The 24,284-nt window shown below is 69.7% G+C and carries 16 protein-coding genes; 7 read left to right on the top strand and 9 right to left on the bottom strand.

What is annotated here, in order from left to right; all coding sequences use genetic code 11:
- Positions 1 to 343 precede the first annotated feature (343 nt).
- Both A7D27_RS02905 and trmA read left to right on the top strand, forming a co-directional pair.
- Positions 344 to 1,636, top strand: coding sequence for an NCS2 family permease (locus A7D27_RS02905; RefSeq protein WP_069559915.1), 1,293 nt, complete (start codon positions 344 to 346; stop codon positions 1,634 to 1,636).
- Entirely contained in the window at positions 1,636 to 2,730 is a 1,095-nt protein-coding gene (trmA, locus tag A7D27_RS02900) for a tRNA (uridine(54)-C5)-methyltransferase TrmA (RefSeq protein WP_069559916.1), read from the top strand. The genes A7D27_RS02905 and trmA overlap by 1 nt, the downstream gene beginning before the upstream one ends.
- A gap of 338 nt (positions 2,731 to 3,068) precedes the next feature.
- Here trmA and A7D27_RS02895 read toward each other — a convergent pair whose 3' ends face one another.
- Complete coding sequence (locus A7D27_RS02895) at positions 3,069 to 6,491, bottom strand: AAA family ATPase (RefSeq protein ID WP_069564025.1); 3,423 nt, start codon at positions 6,489 to 6,491, stop codon at positions 3,069 to 3,071.
- A 152-nt stretch (positions 6,492 to 6,643) separates the two neighbouring features.
- Between A7D27_RS02895 and A7D27_RS02890 the strand changes: the two genes are divergently transcribed.
- Positions 6,644 to 8,131 carry a PLP-dependent aminotransferase family protein gene (locus A7D27_RS02890; RefSeq protein WP_069564024.1) on the top strand — a complete coding sequence of 496 codons (1,488 nt, stop codon included), beginning with the start codon at positions 6,644 to 6,646 and terminating at the stop codon, positions 8,129 to 8,131.
- Positions 8,132 to 8,135: 4 nt separating this feature from the next.
- Here A7D27_RS02890 and sbcD read toward each other — a convergent pair whose 3' ends face one another.
- The gene (gene sbcD / locus A7D27_RS02885) at positions 8,136 to 9,356 is read right to left on the bottom strand and encodes an exonuclease subunit SbcD (RefSeq protein ID WP_069564023.1); all 1,221 of its coding nucleotides are present in this window, start codon (positions 9,354 to 9,356) and stop codon (positions 8,136 to 8,138) included.
- 138 nt (positions 9,357 to 9,494) lie between these two features.
- Here sbcD and A7D27_RS02880 point away from each other — a divergent pair, with 138 nt between their 5' ends.
- The gene (locus A7D27_RS02880) at positions 9,495 to 10,835 is read left to right on the top strand and encodes a TAXI family TRAP transporter solute-binding subunit (RefSeq protein ID WP_069564022.1); all 1,341 of its coding nucleotides are present in this window, start codon (positions 9,495 to 9,497) and stop codon (positions 10,833 to 10,835) included.
- A gap of 48 nt (positions 10,836 to 10,883) precedes the next feature.
- Here the strand turns inward: A7D27_RS02880 and A7D27_RS02875 are convergent, their stop codons facing one another.
- A complete protein-coding gene (locus A7D27_RS02875; RefSeq protein ID WP_069564021.1) occupies positions 10,884 to 15,848 on the bottom strand; it encodes a C39 family peptidase in 4,965 nt (1,654 codons plus the stop codon).
- Between the two features lie 216 nt (positions 15,849 to 16,064).
- Here A7D27_RS02875 and A7D27_RS02870 point away from each other — a divergent pair, with 216 nt between their 5' ends.
- Complete coding sequence (locus A7D27_RS02870) at positions 16,065 to 16,448, top strand: hypothetical protein (protein WP_069559360.1); 384 nt, start codon at positions 16,065 to 16,067, stop codon at positions 16,446 to 16,448.
- Positions 16,449 to 16,621: 173 nt separating this feature from the next.
- Positions 16,622 to 17,626, top strand: a complete 1,005-nt coding sequence (gene yejK / locus A7D27_RS02865) for a nucleoid-associated protein YejK (RefSeq protein WP_069564020.1) — start codon at positions 16,622 to 16,624, stop codon at positions 17,624 to 17,626.
- A 483-nt stretch (positions 17,627 to 18,109) separates the two neighbouring features.
- On the opposite strand, the gene A7D27_RS02860 is transcribed toward yejK, so the two are convergent.
- The 4 genes from A7D27_RS02860 to A7D27_RS02845 form a co-directional block, all read right to left on the bottom strand.
- Positions 18,110 to 19,042: a glutathione S-transferase family protein gene (locus tag A7D27_RS02860; protein WP_069564019.1), complete on the bottom strand. Its 933-nt coding sequence runs from the start codon at positions 19,040 to 19,042 to the stop codon at positions 18,110 to 18,112.
- 50 nt (positions 19,043 to 19,092) lie between these two features.
- Positions 19,093 to 19,401 (bottom strand): GIY-YIG nuclease family protein, encoded by a 309-nt coding sequence (locus A7D27_RS02855; protein WP_069559363.1) that lies wholly within the window; start codon positions 19,399 to 19,401, stop codon positions 19,093 to 19,095.
- Positions 19,398 to 20,096, bottom strand: coding sequence for a glutathione S-transferase family protein (locus tag A7D27_RS02850; protein ID WP_069559364.1), 699 nt, complete (start codon positions 20,094 to 20,096; stop codon positions 19,398 to 19,400). Before A7D27_RS02850 ends, A7D27_RS02855 begins: the two co-directional genes overlap by 4 nt.
- Before the next feature lie 79 nt (positions 20,097 to 20,175).
- Positions 20,176 to 20,646, bottom strand: coding sequence for a nuclear transport factor 2 family protein (locus tag A7D27_RS02845; protein ID WP_069564018.1), 471 nt, complete (start codon positions 20,644 to 20,646; stop codon positions 20,176 to 20,178).
- Between the two features lie 121 nt (positions 20,647 to 20,767).
- Here A7D27_RS02845 and A7D27_RS02840 point away from each other — a divergent pair, with 121 nt between their 5' ends.
- Positions 20,768 to 21,721 (top strand): GlxA family transcriptional regulator, encoded by a 954-nt coding sequence (locus tag A7D27_RS02840; RefSeq protein ID WP_069564017.1) that lies wholly within the window; start codon positions 20,768 to 20,770, stop codon positions 21,719 to 21,721.
- A 685-nt stretch (positions 21,722 to 22,406) separates the two neighbouring features.
- Here A7D27_RS02840 and A7D27_RS02835 read toward each other — a convergent pair.
- Positions 22,407 to 23,168, bottom strand: a complete 762-nt coding sequence (locus tag A7D27_RS02835) for an amino acid ABC transporter ATP-binding protein (RefSeq protein ID WP_069559367.1) — start codon at positions 23,166 to 23,168, stop codon at positions 22,407 to 22,409.
- 13 nt (positions 23,169 to 23,181) lie between these two features.
- On the bottom strand, positions 23,182 to 24,276 hold the full coding sequence (locus A7D27_RS02830; protein ID WP_069559368.1) for an amino acid ABC transporter permease: 1,095 nt from the start codon (positions 24,274 to 24,276) through the stop codon (positions 23,182 to 23,184).
- Positions 24,277 to 24,284: the final 8 nt, after the last annotated feature.

The following is a 24,284-nucleotide window of genomic DNA, read 5'->3' as shown; positions in this document are numbered from 1 at the left end:
GGTTCGGCCGGCCCGCGTGTGCACCACCAGCGGCTTGCGGATGCTCACCATGGCCAGCGGCCGCAGTTGCGATGAGCGGGGTGAGCACCCCGCTGGTCACCGACTTGTGAATGTGGCTGCTCCCCACCCCGGCCCAGCGCGATCGGCTGCACCGAGGGCAGCGCCCCACGGGTCCGGAGATGACCGGCAGTCCGTCCGCCAAGGCCTGCTCCGGCACCGGGCGAGCTGATATGATGCGCGCCTTTTTTGCCGGGCAGACAGAAACGGCGCCCATCCGCAGGCGCTGTGCTTGACTGCTTGCAGTCCGGGCCAACACGACGCGCAGACGTCACGGGGAGCACACATGCTGGAGAGACTGTTCCAACTCAAGGCGCACGGCACCAACGTGCGCACCGAGGTCCTCGCGGGCCTGACCACCTTCCTGACGATGGCCTACATCCTCTTCGTCAACCCCGACATCCTCGGCGAGACCGGCATGGACAAGGGCGCGGTGTTCGTCGCCACCTGCCTGGCGGCGGCCATCGGCTCCACCGTCATGGGCCTGATCGCCAACTACCCCATCGCCCTCGCGCCGGGCATGGGCCTGAACGCCTTCTTCACCTACACCGTGGTGCTGCACATGGGTCACACCTGGCAGGTGGCCCTGGGCGCGGTGTTCATCTCGGCGTGCATGTTCTTCGTGCTGTCGATCTTCAAGATCCGTGAATGGATCATCAACAGCATCCCGCTGGAACTGCGCTCGGCCATCGCCGCCGGCATCGGCCTGTTCCTGGCGCTGATCGCCCTGCAGAAGGCCGGCATCGTCGCGTCCCACCCGGTGACCATGCTGACCCTGGGCGACCTGGCCAAACCCGAGCCGGTGCTGGCCGTTCTCGGCTTCTTCCTGATCGTCGCCCTGGAGGCGCGCAAGGTGACCGGCGCGGTGCTGATCGGCATCCTCGCCGTCACCCTCGCCGGCATCGCCCTGGGCGTGTCGAAGTTCGGCGGCATCGTCTCCATGCCGCCGTCCCTGGCCCCCACCTTCCTGCAACTGGACATCAAGGGCGCGCTGGAAATCGGCCTGGTCAGCGTGATCTTCGCCTTCCTCTTCGTCGATGTTTTCGACAACTCCGGCACCCTCATCGCCGTGGCCAAGAAGGCCGGCCTGATGCGCGCCGACGGCCACATGCCGAAGATGGGGCGCGCGCTGATTGCCGACTCCACCGCCGCCATGGGCGGCTCGCTGCTGGGCACCTCCACCACCACCAGCTACATCGAATCCGCAGCCGGCGTCAGCGCCGGCGGCCGCACCGGCCTGACCGCCATCGTGGTCGCCGTGCTGTTCCTGCTGGCGCTGTTCCTCTCCCCGCTGGCCAGCAGCGTGCCCGCCTTCGCCACCGCGCCGGCACTGTTCTTCGTCGCCGTGCTGATGGCCGCGGGCCTGGCCGAGATCGACTGGAACGACCTGACCACCGCCGCCCCGGTGCTGATCACCGCCCTGGCAATGCCCTTCACCTACTCCATCGCCGACGGCATCGCCTTCGGCTTCATCGCCTGGGCCGCTGTCAAGACCCTGGCCGGCCGCTTCAACGAGCTGAGCCCGGCGCTGGTGATCCTCGCGGTGCTGTTCGTGATCAAGATGGGGTTCTTCCACTGATGAGCCGCCCGCAGTTCGATCCCGCCGGCTACGCAGCCCAGCTCGCCGACAAGGCTGCGCGCCTGAAGGCCCTGCTGGCGCCCTTCGATGCGCCGGAACCGGCGGTGTTCGACTCGCCCCGCGAGCACTACCGCCTGCGCGCCGAGTTCCGCCTGTGGCGCGAGACCGGCAACGAGAACCGCCACTATGCGATGTTCGAGGCCGGCGACAAGTTCACCCCGGTGCTGATCGAGGACTTCCCCATCGCCAGCCGCCGCATCAACGAGCTGATGCCGCGTCTGAAGGCCGGCTGGCAGGCGAGCCAGGTGCTGTCGTTCAAGCTGTTCCAGGTGGAGTTCCTCACCACCCTGTCGGGCGACGCGCTGATCACCCTCTGCTACCACCGCCCCCTGGACGATGCCTGGAAGGCCGAAGCCGAAAAGCTCGCCGCCGAACTGGGCGTGAGCCTGGTGGGCCGCTCCAAGGGCAAGCGCATCGTCATCGGCCGTGACTACGTGGAAGAGGAACTGACCGTCGCCGGACGTGCCTTCCGCTACCGCCAGCCCGAAGGCGCCTTCACCCAGCCCAACGGCGAGGTGTGCCAGAAGATGCTGGCCTGGGCCTTCGAGGCCATGGGCGAGCGCCAGGACGACCTGCTGGAGCTGTACTGCGGCAACGGCAACTTCACCCTTCCCCTGGCCACCCGCGCCCGCCAGGTGCTGGCCACCGAGATCAGCAAGACCTCGGTCAACGCCGCCCTGGCCAACCTCGCCGACAACGGCGTGGACAACGTGACCCTGGTGCGCCTTTCCGCCGAGGAGCTGACCGAGGCCCTCAACGAAGTGCGGCCCTTCCGCCGCCTGGCCGGCATCGACCTCAAGGGCTACGACTTCGGCACCGTGTTCGTCGACCCGCCCCGCGCCGGCATGGACCCGGACACCTGCGAGCTGACCCGCCGCTTCGAACGCATCCTTTATATCTCCTGCAACCCGGAGACCCTGGCCGCCAACATCGCCCAGTTGCACGACACCCACCGCATCGAGCGCTGCGCCCTGTTCGACCAGTTCCCCTACACCCACCACATGGAATCCGGCGTGCTGCTGGTGCGCCGCTGAGACCAAGGCGCCAAGCGGTGGGCTGAAGCCCACCCCACGCATGCAGGTTGGCGCGGCACCCGTAGGGTGGACGTCACTTTTCACGTCCACCAGCGGCGTTACCGGCCACATCGACGGTGGACCGGTAAAGCGCGGTCCACCCTACACACGGCTGGGACGCCGTAGCCCGGACTTCAGTCCGGGAAAGCCGGTGCACATGCTCCCGGGCTGAAGCCCGGGCTACAGGGCTCGGCCACGAACGTTCCGCGCAACGGCCTGCTCTAGCCGTAGGGTGGGCTTCAGTCCACCAATGAAAGCTCCGCGTGGGCTGAAGCCCACCTACGGACAACCCCGCCCGGCTACACGGCGAAGCGTTGTTCCAGGCGGCTGTAGCCCATGCCGACGCCCTTGTGCACCTTGAGTTGCACGGGGATGCGTTCCTTGAGGGCTTCGACGTGGCTGATGACGCCGATCATCTTGCCGCTGGCGTTGAGGGCATCCAGGGCGTCGAGGGCGATTTCCAGGGTCTCGCCGTCGAGGGTGCCGAAGCCTTCGTCGAGGAACAGCGAGTCGATGCTGGTCTTGTGGCTGACCAGGTCGGAGAGCGCCAGGGCCAGTGCGAGGCTGACCAGGAAGCTCTCGCCGCCGGAGAGGGTGCGGCAATCCCGGGCGACGTCGCCCTGCCAGGTGTCCAGCACCTCCAGTTCCAGTTCGCCCTCGGCCTTGCGTGCCAGTTGGTAGCGCCCGTGCAGGCGTTGCAGTTGGCGGTTGGCCAGGTGCACCAGGTGATCCAGGGTCAGGCCCTGGGCGAAGCGCCGGTACTTGGCGCCGTCGGCGGCGCCGATGAGGCTGTTGAGGCGCTGCCAGAGGTCGTAGGCGGCGGTCTGCCGCTCGATCTCGGCGAACAGCGCCTGCTGCCCTTCGCGACGCTGGGCATCGGCGACCAGCAGCCCACGGACCTCGCCCTGGCGCTGGGCCAGGCCACGGCGCTCCGCCTGCACGGCCTGCAACTGTTCGTCGAGCTGGGCCAGGGTCTGCTCGGTTTGCGGCGCCACCAGCAGCGCATCCAGGGCCTCCCGGGCCGAGACTTCCAGGGCCCGGGCTTCGGTGGCGGCCTTGTCCAGGCGCGCCTGGAGGGCCAGCAACCGGTTGCGGGTGTCTTCGTCCAGCAGGGCCGCCCGGTACTGCGCCTCGTCGGCGAAGGGGCTGTGGGCCAGGGCCTGTTCCCAGGCGCTGCGCTGGGCGTCGAGGGAAACACGGGCGGCCTCGCCTTGCTCGACCAGGGTGTGTTCGCGCCCGACCAGGGCCTGGCTGCGTTCCTGGGCCAGCGCCAGCCGCTGCTCGGCCTGCTCCAGGGCGGCGACAGGGTTGTCCACAGGGGCCAGGGGCTCGCCATCGGCCTGGCCGAGTTCGCGCCAGCGCTGCTGCCAGCGGCTGGCGACGCTTTCGGCCGCCTGCAGCTCCACTCCCAGCGCCTGCTCATCCCGCTCCAGGCGTTGTTGCAGGGCCTGGGCCTCGCGCCAGATCCGGGCTTCGGCCTCGCGCTCGCTCAACCAGCCTTCGCCATCCTCGGGCAGGGCGTAGCCAAGTGCTTCCAGGGCCGCACGCAGCTCCGCTTCCTGGCGAACCTGCTGCGCCTGGAGCTGGCCCAGGTGCTCGGTGTTCTCCGCTTCGCGGCGGCGCAGGGCGTCCTGCTCCTGCACGGCCAGGGCGAGGTTCTGGGCGGCCACCTGTTGCTGCCGCTGCGCCTGCACATGCCGGGTACGGGCGTTTTCCAGGGCCTGCTTGAGGCTGTCCAGCTCACCCAGGCTGCGCTGCAGGGCGGCCAGGTCCGCCTGCTGCTGCGCCAGGGCCGCCTCCACCGCCTGGGCATCGGCCGGTGGCCGGTCCAGTGCCGTGGATAGCTGCTGCCACTGGGCCTGCAGCTGTTGCAATTCATCCTGCAGGCGCTGGGCATCCTGCTGACGCTGGCGCAGTTGCGCCTCCAGGGCGGCCAGTTCGTCGCGCAGCGCCTCGCCGCGCTCGCGCACCTGATCCTGCTCGGCGCGCTTGGCTTGCAGGGCACGCTGGGTCTCCGAGGTGTCCAGCGCGCCATAGGCCTCGACGGCCGGGTGTTCGCAGGAGCCGCACAGCGGGCAGGCCTCCCCCGGCTGCAGGGCAGCGCGGTGGGCCTCCAGCTTGAGGATGCGCTGCTCCTGTTCCAGCAGCTTTTCCTTGTCCTGGATCTGTTGCTTGAGGTCGGTGAACTGCAGGCGCAGGGCATCCCGCGCCGCCGCCTTTTCCGCCTGGGCGTGGCTGTCGGCGTCGATGCCGGCCTGTGCCTCGGCCAGTTGGCGCACCAGGCGCGTGCGAGTGTCCGCCAACTGCTGCAAGCGGGTGAGCTGGTGGCCCTGGTCGCTGAGGCGCTGCCAGCGCTCACGCAACGCGGCTTCGGACTCACCGGCCAGCACGGTGGCCAGGGCAGCCTGGCGTTGCGCGTCGTCGGTGCGGGTCTGCTCCAGGTGCTGGTCGCTGTCAGCCAGCGCGGCCTGGAGGCCGGCGATGCGCTGCGCCACGCGCTCCGCGTCCTGCTTGTCCTGCTGCTGGCGGGCCAGCGACTGGGCGATGGCCTGGGCCAGGTTGCGGCGCGCACCGAACTGCTCGCGCCAGGCGCCGAGGCGCTCGCCCAGCAGGCCGTGCTGCGGGTTGGCCGCCAGTTGCGCCTCCACCTGCCGCCTCTGCTCGGCCAGGGCCTCGCATCGGGCAGCCAAGGCTGTCGCCTGCTGCTGGCTGTAGCCGCGCGCCCTCCACAGGCCGTCGGCCACCTCGCGGGCGGCCTCGGCCTTCTGTTCACGCACCTGTGCCAGGGCCGCCACGGCTTCGGCAGCGGCCTGCTCGGCACGCTGCCAGTCACGGTGGGCACTGCGCAGGCGCTCGGCCGGCTCGCTGGCCGCCAGTTGCTGCAGCTCCGGCTCGGCCGCGTCCCGGGCCTGCCGGGCGGTCTCGCCCTGGGCCTGGGCGGCGTGCAGGCGGGCCTCGGCGTTGGCCACCGCCTCGCGCCATTGGCGCTGGCGTTGCAGGGCGTCCTGCTGCTGGCTGAGGGCAGCTTCGCGGGGGTCGAGGGCGGCGAGTTCGTCCTGCAGGCCCTGGCGCTGCGCGTCGTCGAGCAGTTCGACACCCTCGGCGCGGGCGCGGGTCTGCTCCAGGGCCGCCTTGGCTTCGCGGGTGGACTCGTACACCCGCTGGGAGATCAGCCCGTATACCTCGGTGCCGGTCAGCTCCTCCAGCAACTCGGCGCGCTGGTTGGCGTTGGCTTCGAGGAAGGCGGCGAACCCACCCTGGGCCAGCAGCATGGACTTGGTGAAGCGCTCGAAATCGAGCCCGGTGAGGCTTTCGGTCTGCTTGAGCTTGTCGTTGATCTTGTCGGTGAGGATCTCCCCATCGGCGATGCGCGCCAGCTCCACCTTGGGCGGCTGCAGCCCGCCGTCCACCTTGTCGCGGGCCCGGCGCTGGCTCCAGAAGGCGCGGTAGCCCACGCCCTTCACCTCGAACTCCACCTCGGCCAGGCAGTCGGCGGTGTGCCGCGTCATCAGTTCGTTGGCCGAGGCGGAGACGCTGCTCATGCGCGGCGTGCGGTGGTAGAGCGCCAGGCAGATGGCGTCCAGCAGGGTGGTCTTGCCGGCACCGGTGGGGCCGGTGATGGCGAACAGGCCGTTGCCGGCAAAGGGCTCGGCGGTGAAGTCGATCTTCCACTCGCCCTTGAGCGAGTTGAGGTTCTTCAGGCGCAGGCTGAGGATTTTCATGCGGGGGTCGTGCTCATCCGGGAAGCCGGCATTCTGTCATCCCCGTGCGCCCGTGCCGACCCGCATCCGCACCCGCGCAGCGGCCCTGCCCCATTGGCCTGCCAAAGCCGTACACTCGCCGACTTCCTGCCAGACCACCCACAGGCCACGCCATGGCGACACGTTTCGAGCTGGACACCCTGAAGATGCGCATCGCCCAGGCCGAGCTGCAGCCCCTGGACCTGCACCAGCGCATCCAGCGGGCGCTGCAGGGGCTGATCCTCGACGGCACCCTGGCCCCCGGCCTGCGCCTGCCGGCCACGCGCAGCCTGGCCACTGCCCTTGGGGTGGCCCGCGACACGGTGGAGAACGCCTATGTGCAGCTCCAGCGCGACGGCTACATCGCCCGCCAGCAGGGCTCGGGGAGCTTCGTCTCCGACAGCCTCGGCCAGCGCCTGCGCGGCGCCCCCGCCCAGCGCCGGGCGACCCGCCCTGCCGCCGCCACCGCCACCCCGACCAGCGGGCTGAGCCGTCGCGGCGAGGCCATCCTCGCCAGCGGCGGCATCCAGGACCACCGGCAGGTGCGTGCCTTCGCCACCGGCCTGCCGGAGACCCGCTCCTTTCCCCTCGCCACCTGGACGCGCCTGCAACGCCAGGCCCAGAAGGACCCGGCCGCCCTGCTGCACGGTGACCCGCAAGGCTGCGAGGCGCTGCGCACGGCCATCGCCACCTACCTGAACCTGGAGCGCGGCGCCCGCTGCAGCCCGGACCAGGTGCTGGTGCTGAGCAGCACCCGCCAGGGCCTGTTCCTCTGTGCCCAACTCCTGGTGGACGAGGGCCGCCCGATCCTGCTGGAAGACCCGGGCTACATCGGCGCCCGCCGCGCCTTCGAGGCCGCCGGGACACGGGTGTTGCCGGTCCCGGTGGACGCCAAGGGCCTGAGCACCGAGGCACTGCGGGCCGACCGCAGCGGCGCCAGTTGCGTGTACGTGACGCCGTCGCACCAGTACCCCACCGGCGCCACCCTGCCGCTGCAGCGGCGCCTGGAGCTGATCGGCTGGGCCGCCGAGCGCCGGGGCTGGATCATCGAGGACGACTACGACAGCGAGTTCCACTACGACGGCCTGCCCACCGCCTGCGTCCAGGGCCTGGACGACCAGCAGCGCACCCTCTACCTGGGCACCCTCAGCAAGGCCCTGTACCCCGGCCTGCGCCTGGGCTACATGGTGCTGCCGCCGGCGCTGGTGCCCGCCTTCACCCACGCCCGCAGCATCATCGACGGCCACAGCCCGCAGGTGCTGCAACTGACCCTGGCGCGCTTCATGGAGGACGGCCACTACAACGCCCACGTGCGCGCCATGCGCAAGCTCTACGCCCAGCGCCAGGGGGTGCTGGTGGATGCCCTGGAGCGCCACCTGCCGAGCGTGGTCCAGACCCTGCGCCCGCCAGGCGGCCTGCAACTGCCCTGCCTGCTCGCCGAGGGCTGGACGGAGGCGCGCACCCAGGCGCTCGCCGCCCGTGCCGGGCTGCTGCTGCCGGGGCTCAGTCGGTTGTACCTGGGGGCGGAGAAACGCCAGGGCTGGCTGCTGGGCTATTCGGCCCTCAGCGACCACGAGATCGAAGGGGCGGTGCGGCGCCTGGCCGACGCGCTGGGGGCGTGACGGCTCAGGCCGTGTCGTCGCGCACCTGCTCCAGCACCTGGCGGTAGAGGTCGGTCAGCCGCGCGGCCTCGGCCTCTTCCAGGGCCTCCAGCCCCAGGCGACGCTGGAACACCTCTTCCACGCTCAGCTCGTCGAGGGTTTCCCGCGCCTCGCCCTGCAGGCCGGGGCGCGCGGCACCGCGTTCGCGGCGGATGCGCAGCACCTCCACCGACAGCCCGTCGCACAACTGTGCCAGGCGGGCCTGGAGGTCATTGAGGTAGTCGTCCGTGGTCACCACCACTTCCAGCCAGGCCGGGCGCTCCGGGGTGCCCTCGCGGGCGGCCTCGGCCAGGCGTTCAGGCAGTTCGGCGAGGCTGCCGCGCAGGCTCAGCAGCGGCTGGAAGCACGGCACCGGGAGCGCCTGCACCTCGCGCAGGCCGCTGCCGTCCAGCTCCACCAGCAGCACCTCCTTCTGCTGGCGCGCCTCGTCGAAGGCCAGGGGGATAGGCGAGCCGCTGTAGCGGATGTGCGCCAGGCCGCCGACCTGCTGCGGCCGGTGGATATGCCCCAGGGCGATGTAGTCGGCCGCCGGGAAGGCGCTGGTGGGGAAAGCCTCCAGCGCGCCGACGTAGATTTCCCGCACCGACTCGCTGGCACTGGCGCCCACCGTGGTGAGGTGGCCGGTGGCGATGATCGGCAGGTCACCGCCCGAGGCGGCGCGGCACTGCAGGGCACGCTCGAACAGCGCCTGGTAGTGGGCCTGGATGGCCTGCTGCAGCCCCAGTTGCTTGTCCTCGGCGCTCTGCCCGGCCTGGCTCAGCAGCACGTCACGGGGCCGCACGAAGGGCACCGCGCAGAGCACCGCACCGGGCTGGCCATCGCGCCGGGGCAGCACCCGCACCTGTTCGTCCGGGTCGGCCACCACCGCCGGCACCACCCAGGTGTCCAACTGGGCCAGCAGCTCGCGGCTCTCGCCGAGCATCGCCACCGAGTCGTGGTTGCCCCCCAGCACCACCAGCCGCGCCCCGCTGGCGCGCAGGTCGACGATGAAGCGGTAGTACTGCTCGCGGGCATAGCTGGGCGGCGCGCCAGTGTCGAACACATCGCCGGCCACCAGCACCGCGTCCACCTCATGCACCCGCACCTGCTCCAGCAGCCACTGGCAGAACGCCTGGTGCTCGGCCTGGCGAGTCTTGCCCATGAAATGCTGGCCCAGGTGCCAGTCGGAGGTGTGCAGGATGCGCATCGGAAACCACGCTGAAGACGATGAAGGCGGCCACCTTGTCATCGGCCACCGGCGCTGGCAACCACCGCAAGCGGCTCGTGCTGCCCAGCGCAGCGGCACGCACTATCCTGTAGCCGTCATACCCGCAACGGAGTCCCCATGCCGAGGCTGTTGAAAGACCTGAAGATCATGCTGCTGGCCAACCTGTGGACGGTGCCGGTGCTGGCTGCGCTGGTGGGCGCGCTGTTCTACTTCGTCGCCCCGCCGCCGCCCATGCACGCACGCCTGGCCACCGGCGCTGCCAATGGTGGCTACGCGGTGTTCGGCCAGCGCCTCAAGGAGGAACTGGCGCGCCAGGGCTTCGACCTGGAGCTGGTGCCCAGCGACGGCTCGCTGGACAACCTGGAGAAGCTGCGCAAGGGCGAGGTGGAGATGGCCCTGGTGCAGAGCGGCCAGGAACTGACCCTGCCCGTGGAAGTGCGCCAGCGCCTGCACGGCCTCGGCGTGATGTATCAGGAGCCGCTGTGGCTGTTCCGCCGCGCCGACGTGGACATCGACAGCATGGCCGACCTGCAGCAGCTGCGGGTGGCGATCGGCAAGCCCGGCAGCGGCACCCGCGCCATCGCCGATGCGCTGTTCGCCGCCAACGCCATCCCCACGGATACCTACCCGGCCAGTTGGCAGGCCTACAGCGGCAGCCGCGCCGCCGAGCAGTTGCTGAATGGCGGGCTGGACGCGGCCTTCGTCGTCGGCCCGGCGGAGAACGCCGTGGTGCAGCGCCTGGCCGCCAGCCCGGGGGTGGACCTGGTGAGCTTCCGCCGCAGCGCCGCCTACCGCGCGCGGCTGCCCTACCTGACCCGCCTGGACGTGGGCGAAGGGCTGCTCAACCTGGCCAACAACGTGCCCCGCCAGGACATGCTCACCCTCGGCCCGGTGGCCACCCTGGTGGCCGGCGAAGGCTTCCACCCTTCGCTGACGCCGCTGATCCTCGAAGCCGCCCGCGAGGTGATGCAGAACGGCAGCCTGCTGGACCCGTCCGGCACCTACCCGAAGGAGCAGCCGATGACCCTCGCCGCACTGGACGAGGCCAGCTACTACTACCGCAACGGCTTGCCGATCCTGCAGCGCTACCTGCCCTTCCGCATCGCCTCCCTGGCGGACCGCTACATCATCCTGCTGATCCCGCTGCTGGTGGTGATGTTCCCGCTGCTCAAGGCCGTGGGCCCGGTGTACCGCTGGCGCGTCCGCGCGCGCATCTACCGCTGGTACAAGCACCTGCGGGAGATCGACCGCAAGCTCGAACGCGGCACCGCCCCCGAAGCGCTGGACGAGGAAATCCGCAGGCTGGATGCCCTGGAGGCACAACTGGGCCGGGTCGACGTACCGCTCTCCTACACCCACGAGCTGTACGACCTGCACATGCACCTGCGCTACGTCATCGAACGCCTCAAGGCCCTGCGCGCCCAGCGCCAGGCCGACGCACCGGGCATGCGGGACTGAACGCAAGCGGGCCGGGTTACCCCGGCCCGCAACGCCCGATTCAACGACCTACGCCAACTGCAACCAACGCCACAGTGCCGCCCAGCGCGGAGTCAGCGGGCCGAAGGCCAGGCGCCGTGCCAGGCCATGGCGCAGGCGCCGGTAGAAGGGATGACTGCCGACATGACGGGCGTACCCGCCGGCCTCCCCGAAAAGGGCTCGGGCGGCGCGGGCGTCGCCCTGTTCCCAGGCCTTGGCGGTGCCTTCGGCCAGCCGCTTCAGGCACAGGTAGAAGGCTCTCAACTCTGCCCCTTCCAGCCTGGTCAGCCACTCAGTCACCGCTTCACGGTCACCGGCCAGGGCGGCGTCGCCCACCAGCCAGGCCATGGCGTCGTGGTTGTTGGGGTCACGCTGCAGGGACAGGCGCGACACCTCCGCCGCCTCGGCATCGCGCTTGAGGGCACGCAGCGCCAGGGACAGGTTGTCCAGCGCCCAGGCGGGCAGGTCGTCGCGCTCGCGCCAGTCGCCCATCCAGTGGAGCATCGCCGAGTAGCGCTCCTGGCTGCTCAGCGCGTAGCTGGCCATGCCCCAGGTCACGGGGTTCTCGCGGATGGCCGGGGCGCACGCTTCCAGGGTGCGCGTGAGCAGCCCGCTAGCGTTCTTGCGCTCGGCCAACAGGTCGAACATGCCGTGGCGGGCGGCGTGACGTTCATCCTGGGGCAGCACGCGCTGGAAGGCCCGCCACAGGGAACCGGGCATCCAGCGGGCATCCTCCATGGCGAACCAGTGGCGGTAGGCGATGCGGTGCAGCTCGCCGCTCGGGGCGAACTGCTCGAGCACGTCGCTCCAGATCCGATCATCCACTGGGACGCCCAGCACCTCGATGACGCCTTGCCAGGCATCCAGCCCCGCGGCGGTGGTGCAGACCCGCTCCAGGGCCTGGCGCTTGAGTTCGCGGTCGTTGACCATCCCGGCCGCCCGCACGCCGCGCACCAGCGCGGAGGGGCTGGCCTCGCCGGCCAGCAGGCGGCGCACCACGTCGGCCGACTCGGCGTGCCGGCCGTTCTCGGCCAGCAGGTCGAAGGCATGCAGCCCGGCGAAGCTGTAGTCGCGGTCCAGCTCGAAGGCCTTGAGGAAGGCCGGCAGTGCGTCGGCCTTGCGTTCGGCCATCAGCAGGGCATGACCACGGAAGCCATGGGAGACGGCCTTGCGCGGTTCCAGGCGGACCATCTGGTCGGCGGCGGCCAGGTAGGCCTGGGCGTTGCCGCCGTTGTCGTGCAGGTCGGCCAGCTCGCGCCAGCCGTCGTAGGCATCCGGGTGCACCCGCAGCAGCGCGTCGAGTTCGGCCTGGGCGCCCTCGCGGTCGTCGTTGCGCAGGCGCACGCGGGGGCCGTAAAGCGCCAGTTCCACAGGTGGCGCGCCGCCCCAGCAGGGCGCCTGGAGCAAGGCATCCAGCTCGTCCTGGCGGCCGCCTTCCAGCAGCAGGCGGGCCAGCAGGTCGTTGGCGCCCCGGTGCCGGGGGTTGAGCTGCAGGGCGCGGCGCAGGGCCTGTTCGCGGGCTTCGTCAGCGCTTTCCTGCTCGGCCAGGGCCAGCCAGGCGTCGCTGTCGCCGGCGCGCCGCTCCACCAGGCTGCGGGCCAGGGCCAGGGGCCGCTCGGGCTGGTCCAGCGCAGCGCTGTAGCGGCGCAGTTGGTTCCAGGCCCAGCCGTTGCCGGGCTCGTCGAGCAGGACGCGCTCGGCTTCGTCGGCACCGGCGGCCATCTCGCCACGCTCGCCCAGCACGTAACCGAGCCAGGCGCGCAGGTCGGTGTTGTCGGGGGTGCGCTGGAGCACGCCGCGCAGCATGGCTTCGGCCTCGTCGAGGCCGGTGCCCTCCTCCACCAGGGTCTCCACGTAGAGGCGCACGCTCTGGGTCCACAGCGGGTTGATCCGCAGGCTGTCGCGCAGGGTCTCGCGGCACTCGGCGTAGCGGCCCTGGTCGCGCAGCAGCAGGGCGCGCTCCAGACCCAGGCGCGGCATCTGGCTGAAGCGTTCCTGGGCGCGGGCCAGCAGGGCGTCGGCTTCGTCGGTGCGTTCGAGGAAGGCCAGTTGGCGGGCGGTGACCACCCACAACTGCCAGGTGTCCGGCTGGCGCTCCAGGGCGGCCTGGAGCTGCTCCAGCAGCGCGGCATCGTCCAGCAGGGCGCGGGCCTGGTAGGCGTAGGTGAGCCAGCCGTCGCCGAAGTTCACCTGCTGCACCAGTTGGGCGTGGATGTAGGCCAGGGCTTCGTCCAGTTCCTCGCGGCTGGCGCAACTGTCCAGCAGCATGCTCAGGGCGTAGTCGTTGTCGATGCTGCGGGCCAGCGCCAGGCGGAAGGCCTCGCGGGCGGCTTCGCGACGGCCGGCCTGCAGGTGCACGAAGCCGAGGGTGGACTGGGCGCTGGTGGCGCCGTGCTCCACCTGGATGGCCCGCTCGCAGGTCTCCAGGGCTTCGTCGTCGCGCCCGAGGCGGGCCAGGGTCACGGCCAGTTCGCGGATCGCCCAGGCGTGCTCGGGGTGGCTGGCCAGCAGGCGCAGCAGGGCGGTCTCGGTGTCTTCCAGGGAGCGCCGCTTGGCCCGCTCCACGGCCAGGTCGGCGATGCCCCGGTGATGAGGGAAGCGCGCCACCAGGGCTTCGACATAGGCGTCCACCGCCTCTTCGCCGGCGCTCTGCAGCAGCAGGTCAACCTGCAGGCGGTGCACGCGCATGTTCAGCGGGTCCAGTTCGCCGGCTTCGCGGCACCAGGCCAGGGCCTGTTCGAGGTCACCGCCGGCGCGCTGGCTGTGCAGCACGGCGGCGCGCAGCCAGTTGCCGCGCCGGCTGACCGGTTCGGCGCGTTCGAGCAGGGCCTGGTTCAGCTCCAGTTCGCCGATGCGCCCGTAGAAGTCGGCCAGGTTGAGCAGCAGCGCGGGGTCGCGCGGGCGCTGTTCGACGGCCTGCTCCAGGACCTCGCGGCACTCGCGGGAGAAATCCAGCTCCTCCAGGCATTCGGCGAGGGTCAGGCTGGGGCCGGCGTCCAGGCTGCCCAGGCGTGCCTGCCGGCGACGCAGGAAGGCCAGGCCCTCCTCCTGCCGGCCGAGGAAGCGCAGGGCGCGGAAGTACTGGACGCTGAAGCCTTCGTTGGTGTCGTGCAGGCAGGCGGCGATGCGGTAGTAGTCGCAGGCCGCCTCGCGCTCACCGGCGCTCCACAGCTGGCTGGCCAGTTCGTTCCAGGCCAGGGCGTTGGTCGGTGCCTGGCGCAGGACGCGGGCCAGCAGGCGGCGGGCCTCGGGGGCGTCGCGGCCGTCCTCGCCGAGCACGCTGGTGTAGCGCACCAGCAGCACGGGGTCGCACCAGCGTTCCTGGCAGTGCTGGGCGAGCCAGTCGAGGTGGACTTCGCGGCTTTCCAGCTGGGACAGCGAGGTGGCCTTGGAGAGGATCAGGTTGGCGTCTTCGGGAAAGCGCTGCAGCAGCGCCTCGGTGGCCTCCAGCACCTGGCTCTCGCGGCCGTCATACCAGCCGAGGGCGCGCTGGCCCTGGTAGGCCAGGCGGTGCTCGGAGGCAGCTTGGCGCAGGGCCTGGAGGGCGGCCTCGGCCTCTTCGCGGTCGTGCACTTCCAGGGCGCTGACCAGTCGGTAGTAGTGATCCCACACGTCGCTTTCGGGCAGTTCCAGCCCGTCCAGCCGGTGGGCTTCCTCGGGGGGCAGCAGGAGCATGCCGCGCGGGCCGGAGGGGCGCTGGCTCTCCAGCAGGCCGACGGCGAGGGATTCGCCGAAGTGGGCCTGGCCGGGGTCGCGGATCAGCAGGGTGCCACGGGGTTCGTCGTAGCCCACCACGGCCTGCAGGTGGCCGCTGCCGGTGTACTGCAGGGTCAGGGTGAAGGGGATGCCGCGGTCGATCAGGGCGCGGCTGGTGGCCCAGTCCACGGTGAACTCGCGGGCCAGCCAGCCGTTGCGCTCGCCCCAGGCGCGCTCGGCCTGGTGGGAGGTGCCGTCGTAGCAGATCTCCTCGGCGACTTCGAGGTGGCCGACGGGGCGGCCCCAGTAACCGGACAGCGCGGTGAGGGTGGCCGGTACGCAGGTCATGTGGTGCTGGCGGACGAAGCGCACCGGCAGCAGGCAGCGCCGGCCCTGGGGCTCGGCGAGGTGCTCGGCGACCTTGCGGTAGAACGGCGACTCCGACTCCAGGGCCAGGCGATGCCCGGCGGCCAGGTCGCCACGCAGGCAGGCGATGTCGCAACGGCGGGCGGCGTACCAGCCGCGCATGCCCTTCTCCATCAGCGGCGCCAACTGTTCGCCATGGGCCAGCCAGTGCTCGGCCTCGTCGAGGGCCTCGCGTTCGATCAGCAGGTCGGTGAGCTGGGCGCACAGGCTGGCGCTCTCGCTGCGCGCGCAATCGGCCCGCAGGCGCGCCAGGGCGGCGTCCTCGCGGCCGAGCTGCAGTTCCAACTGTGCGGCCTGGTGCTGGGCGCTGCGGTAGTCGGGGCGTTCGGCGAGCACGGCTTCGCAGAGGGCCAGGGCTTCTTCGTAGCGGTCCTCCTGCTCCAGGCTGTAGGAGCGCTCCACCGGCAACCACGGGTCGCCGGGCAGCAGGCGCTCGGCTTCGGCGTGGCATTCGGCGCTGCGGTCGAAGTCACGCAGCAGCGCGTGCAGGTAACCGAGGAAGGACAGCCATTCGGCGCGCAGCTCGGGCGCCTCGGGCAGGCAGCCGTCGAACCCCTGGACGAAGCGCCAGGCGCGGAACTGCCCGCGACGCGAGAGCAGGAAACGCGCATGGCGCAGGCGTGCCTCGGGGGATTCGGGGTGGCGGCGGTAGGTGCGCCAGGCCAGGGCATCGGCCAGGCGCGGCGCGCCCATATGGCCGACCAGGCGGCTGGCCAGGGCCAGGGCAGCGGGGTCGCGCCATTGGCGGTAGTCCCCCAGGCGGCCGGCCAGGGCATGGGCCTGGAGGAACAGGCCACGGTCGGCCAGCGCTTCGATGGCGTGCAGCAGCTCGGCGCGCTGGTGGGCGGGTAGATCGAGGGCGATGTCGGTCATCGGAACCATCCCTGGTCAGGCGGGGCCGCCACGCTGAGGTGGTGCCGCGCTCAAGGTGAGAGCGGATTCATCCGCGAAACAGGCGGAAAAGAATAATGCCCGGCCCCGGGCAGAACCAGCGCCTGCAGCCGCGTTCTACTGCGCGACGGCTCATCGGTTCACAGGGGTGTGAACCGGGTAGCAGTCGTCGGATTCCTTCAGGAGCGAAGAAACGAGATGGCGACAAAAGCGGGTGTCTTCACCAAACGTGTGGTGGGCGTGCTTTTGACCGTGGTGGCGCTGGGGGCGGTGACGGCCCAGGCAATCGACTACGACCTGGATAACGATGGCTATCGCGATGCGCAGTTCGGTGGCAGCGATTACGACCTGGACAACGATGGCTACCGCGATGCCCAGTTCGGCGGCAGCGATTACGACCTGGACAACGATGGCTACCGTGATGCCGAGTTCGGTGGCAGCGATTACGACCAGGACAACGACGGCTACCGCGATGCGCAGTTCGGCGGCAGCGACACCGACCTGGATAACGACAGCTACCGGGATGTCCGCTTCAACGGCAGCGATACCGATCAGGACAATGACGGCAACCGCGACGATTGATCCCGTCCCTCCAGTGAGAACGCCCGCCTGTGCGGGCGTTTTCGTTTACCGCCCCCTTGTTACCCCCTCCCGCGAAACGACCACCCGCCGCGCCGTTGCGCCGGGAGCCTGTTAGACTTCCGCCCCTCAGCCGACCCCAGCGGTCGCCCCGTCCACCGTTCCCGGATATGTCCATGCCGATTCGCCATTGCATCGTCCACCTCATCGACAAGAAGCCCGACGGCAGCGCCTCCACCCTGCACGCGCGCGACAGCGAGCTGGCCGAGTCCAAGGCCATCGAGAACCTGCTGGCCGACCTCAACGACAGCTACAACGCCAAGCAGGGCAAGGCCTGGGGCTTCTTCCACGAGGAGTCCGGCGCCTACCCCTTCAGCGGCTGGCTGAAGGCCTACCTGGAAGGCGGCGAGTTCGCGCCCTTCACCCGCCAGGCGGCGGAGCACCTGCAGAAGCTGATGGACGAGTCCAACCTCTCCACCGGCGGCCACGTGCTGTTCGCCCACTACCAGCAGGGCATGACCGACTACCTGGCCATCGCCCTGCTGCACCACAGCGAAGGGGTGACGGTGACCGAGTCCCTGGAGCTGGCCCCGGCCCGCCACCTGGACCTGGGCCAGTTGCACCTGGCGGCGCGCATCAACCTCTCGGAGTGGCGCAACAACGCGCAGTCCAGGCAGTACATCTCCTTCATCAAGGGCAAGAACGGCAAGAAGGTCTCGGACTACTTCCGCGACTTCATCGGCTGCCAGGAAGGCGTCGACGCCCCCGGCGAGACCCGCACCCTGCTCAAGGCCTTCAGCGACTTCGTCGAGCAGGAGGACCTGGCCGAGGAACAGGCCCGCGAGAAGACCAAGACCCTGGTGGACTACGCCACCACCCAGGCCAAGCTGGGCGAGGCCATCACCCTGGAAGAGCTGTCCGGGCTGATCGACGAGGACCGCCCGCGTGCGTTCTTCGAGCACATCCGCAACAAGGACTACGGCCTGTCCCCGGAGATCCCGCCGGACAAGCGCACCCTCAGCCAGTTCCAGCGCTTCACCGGCCGAGCCGAGGGTCTGTCCATCAGCTTCGAGGCCCACCTGCTGGGTTCGAAGATCGAGTACGACGAGGGCCGCGACATGCTGATCATCCGGCAGGTGCCGACCCAGTTGAAGGATCAGCTCAAGCGCCGCAAGGACTAGGTCTAGGCGCCAATAAGGCTGTGTGCTGGTGTTGTAACGCCCGGTTGGTTTCCGAGTTCTGCTGAAGTCTTTGGTTTCGCCCTCCCGGGCGAGCCCCTTTTGGCAGTCGCCCCCAAAAGGGGTCAAAAGGGCTTGCCCCTGCATACGGCCCGACTCCGTCGGGTCCCCTCGCTACATCGTTGTTCCAGGGGCACGCGCTGACGGGCCATCCCTGGCCCGGCAGCGCTCTCGCGACATCCATGTCGCTCAACCCCTTTCACGACGATTCCACTCGGCCTCCTGAAGGGGCATTTTCGCCGCCCTATCTTCGCGAACCTGGCACCATTTCTGTGTGCGCACTTGGCTAGCGCCTCTGTCCATAAGAGAGGGGCTCAAGGTACAGAGCGCCGGAAAGTAGTCGCTGAAGAAACTCAATGACCCAACAAAAAGCCCGGCACATCGCCGGGCTTTTTGTTGTTCGCTGACGCGGGAGGCTCGGTGTTGTCAGCGCGCCTCGATATGGAAGCCGACCCGCGGGAAGTGCACATGGACCACCCCGGCGCGGTCGTCCTCGCGGCGCAGGATGAGGCTTTCCAGGCCGACGAACAGCAGCTCGCCTTCCACCGGGTCGACGCCGTAGTCGGTGGCGGCGATGCTGACCGCCTGGCCGGCTACCAGGCCATTGGCGTCGCTGAAGGGCTCGGCCGGCAGCGGGGCCGGTTCGGCGGCGCGGGCGATTTCGATGGCTTCGGCGGCGCTCAGTTGGCTGGAGGCGCCATGGCCGAAGCCGAGCACGCGGCCCAGCCAGGCGGCGACCTCCGGGTAGTCATCCACCAGCGGGGCGGTGACCGGGGTGCCCTTGAGGAACCACAGGCAGTGGGCCAGGGAGAAGTCGGCCATGCTCGGCTCGCCGAACAGGAAATCGCCGCCGGCAGCCAGTTGCGCCTGGACCCGGGCCATGAAGGTGGGCCAGTTGTGCCGGGCCACCTCCAGTGGCAGGCGGCTGCTGGTGCCGCCGCTGAACAGCGCGGCGCGGTCGGCCATGAAGGCCTTGATCGCCTCCGGCGGCAGGCCGGCGAAGCGCACGGCGGCCGATTCGGGCTGGAACACCAGGGCCACGGCGTGCTGGAAGATCACCGCGTCCACCCAGTGGCAGAAGCTGGCGATGTTGAAGGCGTGGGCATCGGGCAGCAGCGCCGGGACGGCCTTCTCCTGTTCCAGGCGACGGGCGATCAGGGCGGTGTCGCAGTAGATGTCGGCACCCACCTGCAGCACCGGCGTCTTGCGGTAGCCGCCGGTCAGGGCCATCAGGTCGGGCTTGGGCATCACCCGGGGAATGTGCACCGAGCGCCAGGACAACTGCTTGAAGCCCAGCATCAGGCGGACCTTTTCGGCGAAGGGCGAGGCGGGATAGTGGTGCAGGATCAGCTCGTGCATGGCGCGCTCCATCGGGTGGCGTGGGAGCCGCAGCTTAACCGGCCAGCGCGCTACGGCCTATTGCCCAACGGGCATGACAGGCCATCAGCCTCGCTGATGCAGGCCGCCACCAGCGCCTCCTTGGCGCGCTTGCTCAGGGCCTTGATGGCGCGCTCACGGCGCAGCGCGTCGCCCTTGCTGGCACAGACCTCGACGTAGACCAGCGCCTGGGCCGGGCTGGAGTGGAAGAAGCGCGCGCCCTTGCCGCTCTGGTGCTGCTCGAAGCGGCGCAGCGGGTGGTCGCTGATGCCGCAGTACAACGCACCGTTCAACGCACGCACCAGGTAGACGAACCAGGGCCGGGGTGGCGCTGCACTCATGCCCAGGCCACGGCTCGCAGGCGCTGGCAGTAGTCCACCAGCACGGGGTATTCCCGCGTCAGGCGGTTGAGCGGGGTCTGCAGGGAGCAGAACACCAGGTTGGCCAGCACGCCGTAGGCGGAGGCGTCGGCGCTGCAGGGGCGGTCGCCGCCAAAGAACGGGGCGTCGCCAAGCAGGTCGGTGAGGGCCTGCAGGTCTTCCCGGGCGAAGGTGAGCAGGTCTTCCCGCTCGTGGCGGGCGAAGCCCTGGGCGCTCAGGTCGGCCCTGACGCGGCGCTGGATCAGCGGGGTGATCAGCGTCAGCAGCGCCGGGCCGAGGTGGCCGAAGAAGGCCTGACGGGTCTGCTGCCAGCCCTCCGGCTCCAGCCAGCGGAAGTACACCAGCAGCCAATAGAGGTGGTCGTCGCACAGGCGGGCGACGGCCACCGCGCGGCCACGAGCCTCGGCGTCGAGGTGCTGGTCGAGTTCCAGGTGCAGGCGTTCGGTGAGCACCCGCTGGATGATGGCGCTGTCGGCGATCAGCTCGCCGTCGAAGTCGATGTAGGGGAGCTTGCCCTTGGGGGCCTTGCGCGGGTCGCGGAGCGCACGCACCTGGTACTGCACGCCGGCCAGGCGCATGAAGGTCTCCAGCTTGAGGCAGAAGGGGCTGACGTTGGGCACATCGAACCCGGCAGGGAACTGGTAGAGCCTGATCATGGAGGAGTTACCGGTGAACAATCCGCCGGCGAGCTTAGCAGGTTGCCCGGGGGGCATCGCGCCCCCCGGCTCCGGCGGCTCAGTGGTTGGCGCGCCAGGCCGCCAGCCCGTGGGCGGCCTGGCGGCGGATCGCCGCCTGCACCGGCGGCAGCCAGCCCAGCAGCAGGCCCTTGGCGCCGAGGGCCTGGCGGGCCCAGCGCCACAGGTCGAAGCTGTCGCGGTGCTCGACGATCAGGCCGTTCTCGAAGCGGAAGTGCGCCTCGATGCGGTTGACCACGGTGCGCCCGGTCTGGCTGAACAGGTAGGTGGCGACCCAGCGCGCGCGGCCCTCGTGGTCATCGGCCTCGACACCGTCGAAGGTCAGGGAGAAGGCCTGGGCGCGCTGGGTCAGCATGCGCCACATGTCCGCCGCCTCGCTGCCGCGCAGGTCGGTGAACACCGGGTCGGCGAAGCGCACGTCGGCGGCGTAGCAGGCGGCCATGGTCTCGGCGTCCAGGGCCTGGAATGCGCGGTAGAAGCGTTCGATGAGGGCGGCGTTGGGGTGGCTCATGGGGCGGCTCGCGGCAAGTGGGGTGAGGAGAGTATCGACGCCTTTCCGCTGGCCGGCGATTGGCTGTATCGCCATCTTTGTGGCAATAATCGCCACCCTCCCCTACCCGCCGAGCCTTGTGATGATCCGAATCGCCCTGCTGGTATGCCCACAGACGATCTGCTCCAGCCTGGCCATGGCAGACGACGCCTTCCGCCTGGCCAATGGCCTGGCGGGCGAAGCGCTGTTCGAGGTGCTGCGGGTGAGCCGCGATGGCCAGCCGGTGGACCTGGGCATGGCCAGCATCCGCGTGGATGGCGACCTGGGCCTGGCCGAAGGCGCGCGCCTGGTGATGCTACCGGCCACTGGCAGCGCGGTGGAACGCGCCATCACCGCCAACCCGGAGCTGCTGCGCTGGCTGGCACAGCGGCCCGCCCGGCAGCAGGTGGCCAGCCTGTGCAGCGGCGCCTTCCTGCTCGGTGCCGCCGGGCTGCTGGAGGGCCGGCGTGCCACCACCCACTGGGCCCTGGCCGGCGCCTTTCGCCAACGCTTCCCCGGGGTGCGGCTGGAGGCGGATGCGCTGTACACCGAGGATGGCGAGCGCTTCTGCTCCGGCGGCGCCCAGGCCGGGCTGGACCTGTGCCTGCACCTGATCGCCCGGCACGCCGGCGAGTGGCTGGCCCAGCGGGTGGCCAGCGCGCTGGTGGTGGAGCGCGAGCGTGGCGGCCAGAACCGCTTCGCCCCACTGGTGCCCGAGGCCGGCCTGGACGACCCGCAACTGGGCGCCTTGCTGGCCTGGCTGCAGGCCCACTACGCCGAGCCCATCGACCTGCCGGGCCTGGCGGTGCGAGCCCACTGCTCGACCCGCACCCTGCTGCGGCGCTTCCGCACGGTGACCGGGCTGACCCCGAACGAGTACGTGCAACGCCTGCGCATCGGCGCCGCCCAACTCGCCCTGCGCCACCCGGGCCGCTCCCTGGAACAGGTGGCGGCACAGGTGGGCTACGGCGACCGGGCGACCTTCGCCAAGCTGTTCAAGCAGGTGTGCGGGGAAACGCCGGGGGCCTTCCGGCGGCGCTTGCGGGAACAGGCGTGATCCGCGTCATGCACCGTATGGAGTGGCCGTTTTTCCCGGACTGAAGTCCGGGCTACTCGTGTCCAGCCGGACTGTAGGAGATTCCCTGTCAATCCGCCTTGGCGACGCGAGCTCGATAGGGCTTGCGACTGCTCATCATAGCAAAGGCGATCCTTGTCAGGACGTAGGGTGGACCGCGCTTCACCGGTCCACCATGCGGGTCACGGCGAACGCCACGGGTCGCCATCCACCCTGCAACCCGACGGGCAACACGCCGTTCTGTAGGAGCGAGCTCTGCTCGCGAAGCTTTTAAACACAGGAACGGAGTAGCCGGCTTTCCCGGACTGAAGTCCGGGCTACTCGTGTCCAGCCGGACCGTAGGAGATTCCCTGTCAATCTGCCTTGGCGACGCGAGCTCGATAGGGCTTGCGACTGCTCATCACAGCAAAGGCGATCCTTGTCAGGACGTAGGGTGGACCGCGCTTCACCGGTCCACCATGCGGGTCACGGCGAACGCCACGGGTGGATGGAAAAAGCACCATCCCCCCGACAACCCGACGGGCGACACGCCGGTCTGTGGGGGCGAGCTCTGCTCGCGAAGCCTTTCAGCCCAGAAATGGAGTAGCCGGCGTTCCCGGACTGAAGTCCGGGCAACGGCGGAAATGAAAAAGGGGCCCGGAGGCCCCTTTTCGTGTCGTGCTGGCGATCAGTGCAGGATCTGCCCGAGGAACAGCTTGGTGCGCTCGTTCTGCGGGTTGTCGAAGAAGGCGTTGGGTTCGTTCTGTTCGACGATCTCGCCCTTGTCCATGAAGATCACCCGGTCCGCCACGGTTCGGGCGAAGCCCATCTCGTGGGTCACGCAGAGCATGGTCATGCCGTCCTGGGCGAGGCCGACCATGGTGTCGAGCACTTCCTTCACCATCTCGGGGTCGAGGGCGGAGGTGGGTTCGTCGAACAGCATGATCTTCGGCTTCATGCACAGGGCGCGGGCGATGGCCACGCGCTGCTGCTGGCCGCCGGAGAGCTGGCCGGGGAACTTGTGGGCCTGCTCGGGGATGCGCACGCGCTCCAGGTAGTGCATGGCGATCTCTTCGGCCTGGCGCTTGGGCATCTTGCGCACCCACATGGGTGCCAGGGTGCAGTTCTGCAGCACGGTGAGGTGCGGGAACAGGTTGAAGTGCTGGAACACCATGCCCACTTCGCGGCGGATGGTCTCGATCTGCTTCAGGTCGTTGGTCAGCTCGGTGCCGTCGACGACGATGCGGCCCTGCTGGTGCTCTTCCAGGCGGTTGATGCAGCGGATGGTGGTGGACTTGCCCGAGCCCGAGGGGCCGCACAGCACGATGCGCTCGCCCGGCTTGACGTTCAGGTTGATGTCCTTGAGCACATGGAACTGCCCGTACCACTTGTTCACGCCCTGCAGCTGGATGATCGGCGCAGCAGCGTCTTTCTGGATGGCTTCACTCATTCGAATCTCTCTCCTAACGCTTGTGCCCGGTGTTCAGCTTGTGTTCGAGGCGCATGGAGTAGCGCGACATGCTGAAACAGAAGATCCAGTAGATCAGGGCGGCGAATACGTAGCCTTCGGTGGACATGCCCAGCCATTTGGGGTCGGTGGTCGCCTGCTTGATGCTGTTGAGCAGGTCGAACAGGCCGATGATGATCACCAGGCTGGTGTCCTTGAACAGGGCGATGAAGGTGTTGACGATGCCGGGGATGACCAGCTTGAGCGCCTGCGGCAGGATCACCAGCGCGGTGCTGCGCCAGTAGCCCAGGCCGAGGGCGGCGGCGGCTTCGTACTGGCCCTTGGGAATGGCCTGCAGGCCGCCCCGGACCACTTCGGCGACGTAGGCCGCCTCGAAGAAGATCACCATCACCAGGGCGCGCAGCAGCTTGTCGAGGTTCATGCCCTCGGGCAGGAACAGCGGCAACATCACCGAGGACATGAACAGCACGGTGATCAGCGGCACGCCGCGCCAGAACTCGATGAAGGTCACGCAGATGACCTTGATCGCCGGTAGTTGGGAGCGCCGCCCCAGGGCCAGCAGGATGCCCAGCGGCAGGGCACCGGCGATGCCGACGTAGCCGATCACCAGGGTCAGCATCAGGCCGCCCCAGCGGCTGGTAGGCACTTCCTGCAGACCCAGGCCGCCGTGCAGCAGCCAGAAGGCCAGCAGCGGGTAGACCACCAGGAAGCCGATGCCGTACAGGGCCTTGCGGGGCATCTTCTTCAGGAACAGCGGCGCGGCGCCGATGATCGCCAGCCACACGGTGACGTCCACCCGCCAGCGCAGCTCGCTGGGGTAGAAGCCGTACATGAACTGGCCGAAGCGTTGCTGGATGAAGACCCAGCAGGCGCCCTCGCCGGTGCAGTCGGTGCGGGTGGTGCCGCTCCAGGTGGCGTGGATCACCGCCCAGTTCAGCAACGGCGGGAGGATCAGCCACAGCAGGTACAGCGACAGCAGGGTGAGCACGACGTGCAGCGGGCTGGCGAACAGGTTGTGGCGCAGCCAGGCGAGCGGCCCCACGACGTTGCTCGGCGGCGGCAGATCGGGCTTGAAGGTATGGGTGTTCATGGCTGTGC

It is taken from the genome of Pseudomonas sp. 1D4 (genome assembly GCF_001728925.1).
GTDB lineage: Bacteria > Pseudomonadota > Gammaproteobacteria > Pseudomonadales > Pseudomonadaceae > Metapseudomonas > Metapseudomonas otitidis.
This window is presented reverse-complemented; position numbering and strand designations above follow the sequence as displayed.

Excerpts from the sequence above, each read along its gene's own strand:
- A7D27_RS02905 (WP_069559915.1), top strand. The coding sequence starts at position 344 with ATGCTGGAGAGACTGTTCCAACTCAAGGCGCACGGCACCAACGTGCGC.
- trmA (WP_069559916.1), top strand. The coding sequence starts at position 1,636 with ATGAGCCGCCCGCAGTTCGATCCCGCCGGCTACGCAGCCCAGCTCGCC.
- A7D27_RS02895 (WP_069564025.1), bottom strand. The coding sequence starts at position 6,491 with ATGAAAATCCTCAGCCTGCGCCTGAAGAACCTCAACTCGCTCAAGGGC.
- A7D27_RS02890 (WP_069564024.1), top strand. The coding sequence starts at position 6,644 with ATGGCGACACGTTTCGAGCTGGACACCCTGAAGATGCGCATCGCCCAG.
- sbcD (WP_069564023.1), bottom strand. The coding sequence starts at position 9,356 with ATGCGCATCCTGCACACCTCCGACTGGCACCTGGGCCAGCATTTCATG.
- A7D27_RS02880 (WP_069564022.1), top strand. The coding sequence starts at position 9,495 with ATGCCGAGGCTGTTGAAAGACCTGAAGATCATGCTGCTGGCCAACCTG.
- A7D27_RS02875 (WP_069564021.1), bottom strand. The coding sequence starts at position 15,848 with ATGACCGACATCGCCCTCGATCTACCCGCCCACCAGCGCGCCGAGCTG.
- A7D27_RS02870 (WP_069559360.1), top strand. The coding sequence starts at position 16,065 with ATGGCGACAAAAGCGGGTGTCTTCACCAAACGTGTGGTGGGCGTGCTT.
- yejK (WP_069564020.1), top strand. The coding sequence starts at position 16,622 with ATGCCGATTCGCCATTGCATCGTCCACCTCATCGACAAGAAGCCCGAC.
- A7D27_RS02860 (WP_069564019.1), bottom strand. The coding sequence starts at position 19,042 with ATGCACGAGCTGATCCTGCACCACTATCCCGCCTCGCCCTTCGCCGAA.
- A7D27_RS02855 (WP_069559363.1), bottom strand. The coding sequence starts at position 19,401 with ATGAGTGCAGCGCCACCCCGGCCCTGGTTCGTCTACCTGGTGCGTGCG.
- A7D27_RS02850 (WP_069559364.1), bottom strand. The coding sequence starts at position 20,096 with ATGATCAGGCTCTACCAGTTCCCTGCCGGGTTCGATGTGCCCAACGTC.
- A7D27_RS02845 (WP_069564018.1), bottom strand. The coding sequence starts at position 20,646 with ATGAGCCACCCCAACGCCGCCCTCATCGAACGCTTCTACCGCGCATTC.
- A7D27_RS02840 (WP_069564017.1), top strand. The coding sequence starts at position 20,768 with ATGATCCGAATCGCCCTGCTGGTATGCCCACAGACGATCTGCTCCAGC.
- A7D27_RS02835 (WP_069559367.1), bottom strand. The coding sequence starts at position 23,168 with ATGAGTGAAGCCATCCAGAAAGACGCTGCTGCGCCGATCATCCAGCTG.
- A7D27_RS02830 (WP_069559368.1), bottom strand. The coding sequence starts at position 24,276 with ATGAACACCCATACCTTCAAGCCCGATCTGCCGCCGCCGAGCAACGTC.